Origin of the sequence: Pseudomonas sp. IPO3747 (assembly GCF_013385245.1) — a bacterium.
GTDB classification, from domain to species: Bacteria; Pseudomonadota; Gammaproteobacteria; order Pseudomonadales; family Pseudomonadaceae; genus Aquipseudomonas; species Aquipseudomonas edaphica.
In genome coordinates this window covers 590,509-602,752 of record NZ_JACAQL010000002.1, presented here as the reverse complement: position 1 = coordinate 602,752, position 12,244 = coordinate 590,509, and the positions used below count along the sequence as shown (strand labels likewise).

Below are 12,244 nucleotides of genomic sequence, written 5' to 3'. Positions count from 1 at the left end.
GGGTTTCAGGACTTGGCGGTGAAGGCTGCTTCCTGGCCGAAACCGGTCGGCGAGGTGGCGCTTGGGGTCTTGGCGCACGTGCCGGCTGGGACCAGTTTCCAGGCGTTGGCCTGGTCTTTGACTTTCGAGGTACCAGCGCAGGTAGTACCGGCGCCTGCAGCGCAATCGTTCTTGCCGGCTTCGGCGACACCAAAGCACTTGTCCATTTTCGCTTCGTCAGCGTGGGCCATGTTGGTCAGGGCGGAAAAGCTCAGGGCCGAACCCAGGGCCAGAACGAGGGTAGCGGCGGACAGCGAACGGGATTTAGTAGTCATGGTGTAACTCCAGCAGTGAGGTTGGGTAAGGAAGCGTTTTTGCTTGCTTACCCCTCTAGAGTTGGGGCATCAGGCTGCGTTACAGCAGGTAGTAAATAAATTTTCGAGGCCGAGCAAATGGCGCCGTGAGTCTTGGTGTTCGCAAGCCCCGTATGCGCTTGCTGTAGGATCAAGCCATGCCGGGCACTGGGCGAATGTGCGCAAGACCAATAAGGAGCTTTGGCTGTGAAGAACCGCTTTGCAGATTTTTTCATCAGCAGAAATTTCTCATTCCTGTGGCTGGGGCAAGCCCTCTCATCGTTTGGCGAGTTCGTTTTCGAGAGCACCGTCATTGTGTGGCTGGTGACTGACTTGTTTCACGACAGCGCGTTCTTGCCGACGGCCGTAGGCCTGGCAGTGGCGGCTTCGGCTATACCGCGTGTATGGGTGGCCCCACTGGCCGGGGCTTGGGTCGATCGGATGGCTCCGCTGTACGTGATGATCGCGGCGGACGGCATTCGGGTGCTCAACTTCCTGATCTTTTTCGTGATCTATTCACTGGCCGGGCTGGACCCGATGCAAGTGTTCGTCGGCGTTCTGCTGTTGTTGTTGGTGAACAGCACGGCCGCACAGTTTTTCAACCCGTCACGCCAGGCGATCATGCAAGTGGTCATCCCTTCGGCACGACGCGTTGAAGCATCGGCCAAGGCAATGTTTTCCCTGACGGGCATTTCAATGTTGTCGGCGTCCCTGGGGCCGGCCTTATTTGTCTGGGTTGGCCCCGCCCTGGCACTGCTGATCAATGTGCTGGCCTTTGCCTGTTCGGCTCTGTGCATCGCGTCTACCCAGGGCCTGCGCCGGACCTTGCTGGCCGAGCAACAACGGCTGCCCTTTTGGCATGGAGTGCTCGCAGGGCTGCGGTTTTCCTGGGGGCACGCCTCGATCAGGACGTTGTTGATCGGTGTCGCGTTGTACGGGTTTTCCCTGGGGGTCAATAACGTCGCGTTGTCCTTGTATGCATTCAAAACCCTGGGCTTGAGCCCTTGTGAATACGGCCTGATTCTCGCGGCGTTCCCTGTCGGCGGGTTGATTGCTGCCGTGCTGGTCCGGCCGCTGTTGAAGTCATTGAGCACGCGCCAGGCCTTTACCTTTGCGTTGCTGTGCATGGGGTTCAGTTACCTGGCGTATTCGCTGCATCCGCCGTTTTACCTGGCCTGGGCGCTGATGTTCAGTTGTGGGGTGTTCTTCTCGGTGTTTGCGATTGTGCAAGGGCCGATGCTTCAGGAAGCCGTGCCTGAAGGCTACATGGGGCGTGTGTCCGCAACGGTCACGCCGGTACTGGCCATTGCCTCGTTGACCGGTACGCTGGTGTGTTCTCAGACATTGAATAGGGCAGAGCGCGTCATAGCCTATTTCGACGCGCCGCTGGATGTGTACGGCGCGTATATCTTCCTGGCGGCGGGCTTGTTGCTATTGGGCGGGGCATTGATGCTGGCCGGCCAGCGCGCGGGCAAGGGGGAGTTGGTCGCGACGCTTTGAACCGCGATAAAAAAACGGCCCGAAGGCCGTTTTTTTGTTACCTCAATGGCTCAGCCACCGAGATAGGCTTCACGCACCTTCGGATCCGTGAGCAATTGCTCCCCGGTGCCCTGCATCACCACCCGGCCGTTTTCCAGCACGTAGGCGCGGTCGGCGATTTTCAGCGCCTGGTTGGCGTTCTGCTCCACCAGGAATACCGTTACACCGTCCTTGCGCAGTTGTTCGATGATATCGAAGATCTGCTGGATGATGATCGGTGCCAGGCCCAGTGAAGGCTCGTCGAGCAGCAACAGCTTGGGCTTGCTCATCAGCGCCCGGCCGATGGCGAGCATTTGCTGCTCGCCGCCGGACATGGTGCCGCCGCGCTGGCTGAAGCGTTCCTTGAGCCGTGGGAACAGGTGCAGCACCTTGTCCATCTGCTCCTGATAATCGCCCTTATCGGTGAAGAACCCGCCCATGGCCAGGTTCTCTTCCACCGTCAGGCGCGAGAACACACGACGGCCTTCGGGCACCACGGCAATGCTCTTGCGCATGATCTCGGAGGAAGCCTGGCCCACCAGTTCTTCACCCATGTAGCGGATGCTGCCGCTGTGGGCCTGGGGTGAACCGCACAGGGTCATCAGCAAGGTCGACTTGCCGGCACCGTTGGCGCCGATCAGCGTGACGATTTCACCTTGGCGCACTTCCACGTTGACGCTGTGCAGCGCCTGGATCTTGCCGTAGAAAGTGGAAACGTTTTCGAATTGCAGCATTTTACGCTTCCCCCAAATAGGCTTTGATCACTTCCGGGTTGTCGCGGATCTGCTCCGGCGTACCGTTGGCCAATGGCGTGCCCTGGTTGATCACCACGATGTGGTCGGAAATGCTCATCACCAGTTTCATATCGTGTTCGATCAACAGCACCGTGGCGTTGTTTTCCTCACGCAGCACCGTGATCAGCGCCTTGAGGTCTTCGGTTTCCTTGGGGTTCAGGCCGGCGGCCGGTTCGTCGAGCATCAGGATCCGCGGGCGGGTCATCATGCAGCGAGCGATTTCCAGTCGGCGTTGTTGGCCGTAAGCCAGGGTGCCGGCCGGGCGGTTGGCGAACTCGGTCAGGTTGACCTTGTCCAGCCAGTACGCCGCGTATTCCATGGCCTCGCGCTCGCTCTTGCGGAACGCCGGGGTCTTGAACAGGCCAGCAAAGAAGTTGGTGTTCAAGTGCCGGTGCTGGGCGATCAGCAGGTTTTCGACCGCCGTCATGTCCTTGAACAAGCGCACGTTCTGGAAGGTTCGCACCACGCCCTTGCGGGCGATCTCGTGACCGGCCAGGCCCTGGATGGGTTGGCCATCCAGCAGGATGCTGCCACCGCTCGGCTTGTAGAAGCCGGTAAGGCAGTTGAACACCGTGGTCTTGCCGGCGCCGTTCGGGCCGATCAGCGCCACAACCTGTTTCTCTTTGACGGTCAGGGCCACGCCGTTGACCGCGAGCAAGCCGCCAAAACGCATGCTCAAGTTTTCGACTTTCAGGATCTCGCGGCTCATTTGCGCAGCTCCATGTGTGGGCGTTGCATCGGCAGCAGACCTTGAGGACGCCAGATCATCATCAGTACCATCATGGCGCCGAACATCAACATGCGGTATTCGCTGAACTCACGCATCATTTCCGGCAGCAGGATCATCACGATCGCCGCCAGGATCACGCCCAGCTGCGAGCCCATGCCACCCAGTACCACGATGGCGAGAATGATCGCCGACTCGATAAAGGTGAACGACTCCGGGGTCACCAGGCCTTGGCGCGCGGCGAAGAAGCTGCCGGCGAAACCGGCGAAGGTTGCCCCCAGGGTGAATGCCGAGAGTTTGATGACGGTCGGGTTCATGCCTAATGCACGGCAGGCGATTTCATCTTCGCGCAACGCTTCCCACGCGCGGCCGATCGGCATGCGCAGCAGGCGGTTGATCACGAACAGTGCCGCCAATGCCAGCAACAACGCCACCAGGTACAGGAACACCACTTTGCTCACCGGGTTGTAGTCGATCCCGAAGTATTCGTGGAAGGTCTGCATGCCTTCGGCTGCGGTGCGGTCGAACGACAGCCCGAAGAACGTCGGTTTGGGGATGCTGCTGATGCCGTTGGGGCCACCTGTGATATCGGTGAGGTTCCGCAGGAACAGCCGGATGATTTCACCGAAGCCCAGGGTCACGATCGCCAGATAGTCACCGCGCAGGCGCAGCACCGGGAAACCCAGCAGGAAGCCGAACGTGGCCGCCGCCATGCCGGCCAGTGGCAGGCAGATCCAGAAGCCCCAGCCCAGGTAGTGCGAGAGCAGCGCGTAGGTGTAGGCACCCACGGCATAGAAACCCACATAACCGAGGTCGAGCAGGCCGGCCAGGCCGACTACGATGTTCAGGCCCAGGCCCAGCAACACGTAGATCAGGATCAGGGTGGCAATGTCGACGGCGCCGCGCGAGCCGAAGAACGGCCAGATCAACGCGGCCACGATCAGCCCGATGATGATGTAGCGCTGGGTACGCGGCAGGGTCAGGAATTGGCTGACCTTGGGCGACACCAACGGGCCACGGTTGCCCTTGAGCAACGCACCGACCTGCTGGGTGAACAGCACACGCAGGAACATCAGCACCGAGCACAGGGCGATGATGGTCAGGGTCACGGGACCGGTGCCATGCACTTCCAGGTTGATGCCGACAATGCTCAGCTTGAGGCCGAGTACCGGAAAGGCCACGGCCCAGACCAGCAAGGCGCTGAAGAACGCCGATTTAAGATATCTGCTCATACTTTCTCAACCTCCGGACGACCCAGGATGCCGGTCGGACGGAACAACAGCACCAGAACCAACAGGCCGAACGCCACGACGTCCTTGTACTGGTCGCCGAACACGTCGGCGCCAAAGGCTTCAGCCACACCCAGCACCAGCCCGCCGAGCATCGCGCCCGGAATACTGCCGATACCGCCCAAGACCGCTGCGGTAAAAGCCTTGAGGCCTACCAGGAAACCGGCGTTGGGGTTGATCACGCCGTACTGCATGCTCAGCAGCACCGCCGCAATGGCTGCGAGTGCGGCACCGATCACGAAGGTCAGGGCGATGATGTTGTTGGTGTTGATGCCCAACAGGTTGGCCATCTTGATGTCTTCGGCGCAGGCCCGGCAGGCGCGCCCCAGACGGGAGCGGGAAATGAACAGGGTCAGGCCGAGCATTGCCACCAGGGTGACGACGAAAACCAGCACCTGCATGTACGAAATCAGCACTTCTTGTGCGCCACCTGGGCCGAAGGAGAAGCTCCCCGGAATCAGGTTGGGAATGGACTTATCCTTGGAGTCCTGGGACAGCAATACAGTGTTCTGCAGGAAAATCGACATGCCGATGGCGGAAATCAGCGGGATCAAACGGTTGCTGCCACGCAAGGGGCGGTAGGCGACGCGCTCGATACTGTAGCCATAAGCACTGGTCACGACGATCGATGCCAGGAACGCAGCGGTCATCAACAGCGGCAGGGAATGGATACCCAGCATGGCCAGCCCGGCAAGGGCGATGAAGGCCACGTAGGAACCAATCATGTACACCTCGCCATGGGCGAAGTTGATCATTCCAATGATGCCGTAAACCATTGTGTAGCCAATGGCTATCAAGGCATAGGTGCTGCCAACGGTCATGCCGTTAACCAGCGTTTGGAAAAAATGATAGATCTCAGGCATTACAGCGCTCCTAAAAACCCGATACGCATTTCACTGGTGGAGTCATTTCCGGCTCGGTGCCCTGCTCTGTGATCAGGTTGCACGAAGCGTTTGCCAGCGAACCGCTGGTGACGGTTTTAAGATTTTCAGGTGAGCCAGCGCCCGGATCGCGGGTGACATGGCCCATAAACCTCGTAAAACAAAGCCCACTGCTCTCACAGTGGGCTTGTTGGACCAGTAACGCCTGGCTTACTGAGGGGAAACTTCGGTTTTTGGTTTACCGAAGTGCCATTCGTAGACCACGAATTTGAAGTCCTTCAGGTCGCCCTTGGCGTCGAAGCTCAGGTCGCCAGTTGGGGTCTTGAAGGTGCCGGCGTGGATAGCAGCAGCCACTTTGGCGGTGTCTTCGCTTTTCGCGGCGGCGATACCGCCGGCGATCACTTCAACGGCCGAGTAGGCCGGGAACACGAACGGACCGGTTGGGTCCTGCTTGTTCTTGGTGAACTCTTCAACGATGGCCTTGTTGGCCGGGTCGGTGTCGAAGGATTTCGGCAGGGTAACCAGCAGGCCTTCGGAAGCGCCCTGGGCGATTTGCGAGATGGAGTCGTTACCCACACCTTCTGGGCCCATGAACTTGGCGTTCACGCCTTTTTCCTTGGCCTGGCGCAGGATCAAGCCCAGCTCTGGGTGGTAGCCGCCGTAGTAGACGAAGTCGACGTTGGCTTGCTTGAGCTTCTGGATCAGCGAGCCGAAGTCTTTGTCGCCAGCGTTGATGCCTTCGAACAGGGCGACTTTCACGCCTTTCTTCTCGAGGGTCTGCTTGACGGCGGTGGCGATGCCTTCACCGTACTGCTGTTTGTCGTGGATAACAGCAACGACTTTCGGCTTCACGTGGTCGGCAATGTAGTTACCGGCCGCTGGGCCTTGGGCGCTGTCCAGGCCGATGGTACGGAACACCAGCTTGTAGCCACGGGAAGTGATTTCCGGGCTGGTAGCCGCCGGGGTGATCATGATCACGCCTTCGTCTTCATAGATGTCGGACGCTGGCTGAGTGGAGCTGGAGCAGAGGTGACCGACCACGAACTTGACGCCGTCGTTGACCACTTTGTTCGCTACGGCAACGGCTTGTTTTGGATCGCACGCATCGTCGTATTCTTTCGCTTCAAGCATTTTGCCGTCGACACCACCCTTGGCGTTGATGTCAGCGATTGCCTGCTTGGCACCCATGAATTGCATGTCGCCGTATTGCGTCACTGGACCTGTCTTAGGCCCGGCGATACCGATCTTGATGGTGTCGGCTGCGAACGAATGGCCGGCAACCCCAGCCAGGACCATAGCGGCAAACAGTTTGGAAATCTGCTTAGTAGCCTTATTCATAGTGCTCCACTCTTACTGTTGTATTTTTTATAGTTCTAGCGGCCTTGTGAGCTGCAGAACCGGATCAGATATCGCGGATATCCCCCCGGCATCGCCCTGGCAACTGTACCGGTACAGTGTAGAGCGCCGGTTGATCGCTTGAAAAGCTGGCTGCTGGGGGCAAACCTTGGGTGTGTCGCTTTAATGAAAGAAAAAGACAGAATTGCGGCGGGCTTATGCCAGAGTTTCGGGCAATCCTTGGCTTTCCTGACACTTTCGTTCGGTGCCTCATTTGCAACTGGGTTTTTCTGCCTGACGCCTGACGCTATGATTGCGCCGATTTTTTCTTCAGGTGAATTCCCATGACGCAAGAACCTAGCACCCTCTATGCCAAGCTGCTCGGTGAAACCGCCGAAATTTCCTGGAAGGAGCTTGAACCGTTCTTTGCCAAGGGTGCCCTATTGTGGGTCGACGCCGGCCTGGATTTGATCGAAGCGGCCGAAGGAATGGCCGAGGATAACCGCGACAAAGTCGCTGGTTGGCTGGCCGCAGGGAGCCTTGGCGAAGTGTCTGCGACGCGGGCGTTGGACTTGGTTGAGCGTGATCCGAGCCTGTGGGCGGTCGTGGTTTCGCCGTGGATTCTGATCCAGGAAAGGGCGGCGCAAGAAAGGCTCGCACTATAAAGGTGCGCGTTTTCTTGCCGAGCAAGTGTGTAGCCGAGTAACCGCTGGCGCCGTGATGGCATCTTGCCGTAGAGAAAGGTCACAGGTGACGGTGACGTAAGCGTCACGGGAACAGTTTTAAAGTGGGCGGAACATCGGGGGAATTGTTTCCGGGTGTGGCAAAGCCAGAGCGTGGGAACGATCAACCCTGACTTTTCAAGAGGAGTACCCGGCGTACTCCGATGATTCGGCCGCTCGTCGGCGTTCATCCAAGTAGATGATGGCTAAATCCCAAAGATACGACGTCATCGAATGGGCCTGACAATCGACGGCGGGCCGATGCGGCCTGCACCAGGGTCCTTCGGCGCGATGGCGTCCTTATTGCCCTCGATGCTGAACGGGTAGAGTGGGTTGCGCATCTGGATGCCCTGGATCACACCCACCACATCGCTCAAAGGCACCGCCGGGCTCAGCAGGTAACCCTGGATAAAGTCGCAGCCGTGCTTGAGCAGCAGTTCAAATTGCGCCTGGGTTTCAACGCCTTCGGTGACCACCTGCAAGTGCAGGGTGTGGGCCATGCCGATGATCGCCTGGACGATCTCGACATCGACGGTGGACTTGGGAATGTCCTGGATAAACGACCGGTCTATCTTCAGGGTATTGAGCGGCAGGCGCTTGAGGTAGGCCAGGGATGAATAACCGGTGCCGAAATCATCAATGGCCAGCGAAACGCCCAGGGCGCGGATCTGGCGCAACAGTGCCAGGGTGCTGCTGATATTGCCCATCAGCGCGTTTTCGGTGACTTCCAGTTCCAGGCGGCTGGCGGCGATCCCGGCAAAACGCAGGGCGGCTTCGATCTCATCGGCTAGCTCGTCACGGGCCAGGTTCAAGGCCGAGCAGTTCACGGCCATGGTCAGCTCGGTGTAACCGCGGTCAGACAGCAGGCTCAAATCGTGACAGGCCTGACGCAATACCCAGTGGTCGAGTTCGGCAATCAACCCGTTGTTTTCGGCGATGCCGATAAACCGGTCCGGGGCCAGCAGCCCATGTTGCGGATGTTGCCAGCGCACCAGTGCTTCCAGGCGGGTGACCTTGCCCAGCTTCATGTCGAAGATCGGCTGGTAGAACAGCACCAATTCATTGCGGCCGCGCAACGCAGCGCGCAATTGCTCCTCCAGTTGCAGCTCGAGGAAGGCGCGGGTTTTAAGGTTGGAGCTGAAGAAGTTCAAGCTGTTGCGACCGGAATCCTTGGACTGGTACAGCGCCAGGTCAGCGGTTTTAAGCAACTCTTCGCAGGTCAGTCCGTCATCGGGGAACAGGCTGATGCCAATGCTGGTGGTCATCACCATGCGCCGGCCGGCCAGTTCGATTGGTTCTTTCATCTTATGCATGATGCGCTGGGCCAGGTGCCGCGCTTCGTCGCGATGGTGAATGTTGATCAGGATGCAGAACTCGTCGCCGCCAAACCGCGCGACCACATCGCTATGGCTGCGCACCGACCCCTTGATATGCCCGGCCAGTACGGTGAGCAGTTGGTCGCCGGCATCGTGGCCGAGGCTGTCATTGATGCGCTTGAAGTGGTCGATATCGAGGAAGATCACCGCCATCATGCCGTGGCCGGCGGTTTTTTCGGCGACCTTCTCGGCAAAGATCTGGTTGAAGCCGCGACGGTTGAGCAGGCTGGTCAGCGCATCGAAGTGCGCCACTTGTTGCAGCGAGGCACGGGCTTGGTCCAGCTCACTGAGCAGGGCGTTGACCCGGCGCAGGTCACGCTCCTTGTGCTGCAGTTTTTTGTCGGCGAGGGCGGCGCTGACGCTGCTGCCAATCACCAGCAGGGTGATCACGGCCACCGACAGGCCCAGTTGAATCGGGTTGTTATCCAGTGGCAACGACAGGTCAGCACCGGCCGGTACCAGCATTCGCATGGCCGCCATGCCGGTGAAGTGCATGCTGAGGATGCCGGCGCCCAGCACCAGGCTGGCGGCGTACTTGAGCAGTTGATGAAACACGCCGGCGCCAGTGCGCAGGTAGCTCGACAGCAACAGCGCGGCCAGGCTGGCGCCGATGGCAATCGCCACGGAGGCCATGAACAGGTCGGTCTCGAAGTACACATCGGCCTGGGAGCGCATGGCCGACATGCCCACGTAATGCATCAGCGCGATACCCAGGCCCATCCATACCGACGCCAGCAGGTATTGATGGAATCGCAGATGGGTATGACTCAGGGTTTGCATGGCGAACAGCGAAGCGATCAAGGCGATCACCAGCGAGGCGAACGTCATGATCAATTCATAATGAATGGCGATAGGTGCCTGGAAGGCCAGCATGCTGATGAAGTGCGTCGACCAGATGCCACCCGCCAGGCAACCCGCTCCCAGCCAACGCCAATGACGGCGGGCGGTAGGGTCTTCGACATGGCCGACGCGCTCAGCCATGTCCAGCGTGCCGAAGCCGGCCGCGCAAGCAACCAGATACGCCAGTAGCACCAGAAAAGGGTTATGACTGCAATTGAGTAATAAGTGCCCGTTCTCTGGCAGGTCGGTAAAAAAATGCAGACCCAGCCATTCCATAGCAAGCCCCGTCATAGCGTCACGTCACAGCCAACGGCGATGACCTATGAAGTCGAGTATAGAAGCCGCGCAGGATTTTCCATGGATAATGGCACTTTGCTTTCAACCATTTTGGCATGCCTGCCATAGCGTTTGATGCTAAGCGCTGATCGGCAGGTCCAGTTCAAAAGGTGCTTCTAATGGCGGCAGGCCAAAGGCGGCGCGAGCGGTATCGCAGTCGACGTTCTGCTCGCCCTGGCTCCACGACGCATCGAACTCTCGGCAGGGGCTTGAGCGTTGTTCATAGATGGTGCAACGGGTGCCCTTGCCGACCTCACCCTCGAGGCTGCAACACCTGGCGGGTTTCTGGTCGGTACCAATCATCGCCACGCGTGTGGGGTTGATCTGCACCACCAGGTCATCGGGCACCGTGCCGCCCGATGAGGCGCACTCGCCCCAGAAGAAAGACACGCGAAAGTGTGAACAGCAGGCACCGCAACTCAGACACGGACTGGCTTCGGACATGGGCGTCATCGATAAGAAAAGTAGGATGTGGGTGTTACGGAAGGCTCGCCATTCTATCCGTGCCATGGCGGTTGGGAAGGGGGGCGCGAACTTATATTTTCGTAGGGAAAGTCCCGTCACTGCGGGTGAAATCATGCCCTATCAGCTTTACGAATCATTACAGACAAGCGTGCCTGGCCTGATTATGTTGCAGGTACCGGGCAGGATGCATCGGGCATCGCAGCTCTCATAACAATAAAAGAGACGGACCCATGCAGAACTCGACCCAAGCGGCGAATGCCTGGCGCATTCTGTTCCTGCTGTTCCTCGCCAACCTGTTCAATTTCTTCGACCGCACCATCCCCGCCATCATCATCGAGCCAATCCGCATGGAATGGCACTTGAGCGACTTCCAGCTCGGTATCATCGGCACCGCCTTCACCATCGTCTACGCCATCGCCGGCCTGCCGCTCGGGCGCCTGGCCGATACCGGCTCACGCAGCAAACTGATGGGCTGGGGCCTGTTTGCCTGGAGCGGGCTGACGGCGGTCAACGGCATGGTCGGCAGCTTCTGGACCTTTTTGCTGGTGCGAATGGGCATCGGCATCGGTGAAGCCAGCTACGCGCCGGCGGCCAATTCGCTGATCGGCGACCTGTTTCCCGCCCACCGCCGCGCCCGGGCCATGGGCATTTTCATGCTGGGCTTGCCGTTGGGCCTGCTGCTGGCGTTCTTCACCATTGGCGCGATGGTCAAGGCGTTCGACAGCTGGCGCGCACCGTTCTTTATCGCCGCCGTGCCGGGGCTGATCCTCGCGATCTTTATGTTCTATATCAAGGAACCCAAGCGCGGCGCAGCGGAAACCGTGCAAGTCTCCCAGGAGCGCGTCGACCGCCCGATTCGTCGCGTTCTGGCGGTGCCGACCTTCCTGTGGCTGGTGCTGGCCGGGTTGTGCTTTAACTTCGCCACCTATGCGTGCAATTCATTTTTGGTGCCGATGTTGCAGCGTTACTTCCTGATGCCGTTGCAGGACGCCGCGGTGGCCACCGGCGTGATCGTCGGCATCACCGGGCTGGTGGGCCTGACCCTGGGCGGCTGGATCGCCGACAAGATCCATCAGCGCGTCGCCAACGGCCGGCTGCTGTTTGCCGCGTGCAGCTTGATTATCTCGACCATTACCACTGCCTGGGCCTTGCACGCCGGGCGCATTGAGATTGGCGTGTTTGTGGTGCTGTTCAGTGTGGGCTGGTTGTTTGCCTATAACTTCTACACCTGCGTGTACACGGCGATTCAGGACGTTGTTGAGCCACGCCTGCGCGCCACGGCGATGGCGCTGTTTTTTGCGGGGTTGTACTTGCTCGGCGGTGGCATGGGGCCGGTGGTGGTGGGCGGCCTGTCTGATCATTTTGCCCATTCGGCAATGTATGCCGATGGCGCCTCGCAGATGACCGAGGCGTATAAAGCGGTTGGGTTGCACGACGCCATGTACCTGATTCCGGTGGCGCTGTTCTTGACCATGCTGTTTCTGTTCCAGGCCTCGCGCAGTTTTGTGCGCGATGCCAAGAAGATGAAGGATGGGTTGGGGGCGGTTGAGGTGCCGGCTGCTGCCGCTGTAGCTTGATCGTTCCCACGCTCCGCGTGGGAATGCATCCTGTGACGCTCTGCGTCATGCT

12 protein-coding genes are annotated in these 12,244 nt (G+C 59.3%); 4 read left to right on the top strand and 8 right to left on the bottom strand.

Annotation, left to right across the window (positions count from 1 at the left end):
- Window positions 1–5: 5 nt before the first annotated feature.
- Window positions 6–314 (bottom strand): DUF2282 domain-containing protein, encoded by a 309-nt coding sequence (locus HX790_RS04110; RefSeq protein WP_017137207.1) that lies wholly within the window; start codon window positions 312–314, stop codon window positions 6–8.
- A gap of 225 nt (window positions 315–539) precedes the next feature.
- Here HX790_RS04110 and HX790_RS04105 point away from each other — a divergent pair, with 225 nt between their 5' ends.
- Complete coding sequence (locus HX790_RS04105) at window positions 540–1,832, top strand: MFS transporter (protein WP_176991265.1); 1,293 nt, start codon at window positions 540–542, stop codon at window positions 1,830–1,832.
- Between the two features lie 50 nt (window positions 1,833–1,882).
- Here the strand turns inward: HX790_RS04105 and HX790_RS04100 are convergent, their stop codons facing one another.
- The 5 genes from HX790_RS04100 to HX790_RS04080 form a co-directional block, all read right to left on the bottom strand.
- Window positions 1,883–2,584 carry an ABC transporter ATP-binding protein gene (locus tag HX790_RS04100; RefSeq protein WP_017137209.1) on the bottom strand — a complete coding sequence of 234 codons (702 nt, stop codon included), beginning with the start codon at window positions 2,582–2,584 and terminating at the stop codon, window positions 1,883–1,885.
- Between the two features lies 1 nt (window position 2,585).
- The gene (gene livG, locus HX790_RS04095; RefSeq protein WP_017137210.1) at window positions 2,586–3,353 is read right to left on the bottom strand and encodes a high-affinity branched-chain amino acid ABC transporter ATP-binding protein LivG; all 768 of its coding nucleotides are present in this window, start codon (window positions 3,351–3,353) and stop codon (window positions 2,586–2,588) included.
- A complete protein-coding gene (locus HX790_RS04090; protein ID WP_017137211.1) occupies window positions 3,350–4,603 on the bottom strand; it encodes a high-affinity branched-chain amino acid ABC transporter permease LivM in 1,254 nt (417 codons plus the stop codon). The genes livG and HX790_RS04090 overlap by 4 nt, the downstream gene beginning before the upstream one ends.
- On the bottom strand, window positions 4,600–5,523 hold the full coding sequence (livH, locus tag HX790_RS04085; protein WP_017137212.1) for a high-affinity branched-chain amino acid ABC transporter permease LivH: 924 nt from the start codon (window positions 5,521–5,523) through the stop codon (window positions 4,600–4,602). The genes HX790_RS04090 and livH overlap by 4 nt, the downstream gene beginning before the upstream one ends.
- Window positions 5,524–5,751: 228 nt before the next feature.
- The gene (locus HX790_RS04080; RefSeq protein WP_017137213.1) at window positions 5,752–6,879 is read right to left on the bottom strand and encodes a branched-chain amino acid ABC transporter substrate-binding protein; all 1,128 of its coding nucleotides are present in this window, start codon (window positions 6,877–6,879) and stop codon (window positions 5,752–5,754) included.
- Window positions 6,880–7,017: 138 nt separating this feature from the next.
- On the opposite strand from HX790_RS04080, the gene HX790_RS04075 reads away from it, so the two are divergent.
- Window positions 7,018–7,224: a hypothetical protein gene (locus HX790_RS04075; RefSeq protein ID WP_138453093.1), complete on the top strand. Its 207-nt coding sequence runs from the start codon at window positions 7,018–7,020 to the stop codon at window positions 7,222–7,224.
- Window positions 7,221–7,541, top strand: coding sequence for a DUF2288 domain-containing protein (locus tag HX790_RS04070; RefSeq protein ID WP_017137214.1), 321 nt, complete (start codon window positions 7,221–7,223; stop codon window positions 7,539–7,541). Before HX790_RS04075 ends, HX790_RS04070 begins: the two co-directional genes overlap by 4 nt.
- Before the next feature lie 284 nt (window positions 7,542–7,825).
- Here the strand turns inward: HX790_RS04070 and HX790_RS04065 are convergent, their stop codons facing one another.
- Window positions 7,826–10,090, bottom strand: coding sequence for a bifunctional diguanylate cyclase/phosphodiesterase (locus tag HX790_RS04065; RefSeq protein WP_176991264.1), 2,265 nt, complete (start codon window positions 10,088–10,090; stop codon window positions 7,826–7,828).
- Between the two features lie 138 nt (window positions 10,091–10,228).
- Entirely contained in the window at window positions 10,229–10,594 is a 366-nt protein-coding gene (locus HX790_RS04060) for a YkgJ family cysteine cluster protein (RefSeq protein WP_099548587.1), read from the bottom strand.
- Window positions 10,595–10,845: 251 nt separating this feature from the next.
- Between HX790_RS04060 and HX790_RS04055 the strand changes: the two genes are divergently transcribed.
- Complete coding sequence (locus tag HX790_RS04055; RefSeq protein WP_176991263.1) at window positions 10,846–12,192, top strand: MFS transporter; 1,347 nt, start codon at window positions 10,846–10,848, stop codon at window positions 12,190–12,192.
- The last annotated feature ends 52 nt before the right edge of the window (window positions 12,193–12,244 follow it).

Coding starts and splice junctions, on each gene's coding strand:
- HX790_RS04110 (WP_017137207.1), bottom strand. CDS start 314: ATGACTACTAAATCCCGTTCGCTGTCCGCCGCTACCCTCGTTCTGGCC.
- HX790_RS04100 (WP_017137209.1), bottom strand. CDS start 2,584: ATGCTGCAATTCGAAAACGTTTCCACTTTCTACGGCAAGATCCAGGCG.
- livG (WP_017137210.1), bottom strand. CDS start 3,353: ATGAGCCGCGAGATCCTGAAAGTCGAAAACTTGAGCATGCGTTTTGGC.
- HX790_RS04090 (WP_017137211.1), bottom strand. CDS start 4,603: ATGAGCAGATATCTTAAATCGGCGTTCTTCAGCGCCTTGCTGGTCTGG.
- livH (WP_017137212.1), bottom strand. CDS start 5,523: ATGCCTGAGATCTATCATTTTTTCCAAACGCTGGTTAACGGCATGACC.
- HX790_RS04080 (WP_017137213.1), bottom strand. CDS start 6,879: ATGAATAAGGCTACTAAGCAGATTTCCAAACTGTTTGCCGCTATGGTC.
- HX790_RS04070 (WP_017137214.1), top strand. CDS start 7,221: ATGACGCAAGAACCTAGCACCCTCTATGCCAAGCTGCTCGGTGAAACC.
- HX790_RS04065 (WP_176991264.1), bottom strand. CDS start 10,090: ATGGAATGGCTGGGTCTGCATTTTTTTACCGACCTGCCAGAGAACGGG.
- HX790_RS04060 (WP_099548587.1), bottom strand. CDS start 10,594: ATGTCCGAAGCCAGTCCGTGTCTGAGTTGCGGTGCCTGCTGTTCACAC.
- HX790_RS04055 (WP_176991263.1), top strand. CDS start 10,846: ATGCAGAACTCGACCCAAGCGGCGAATGCCTGGCGCATTCTGTTCCTG.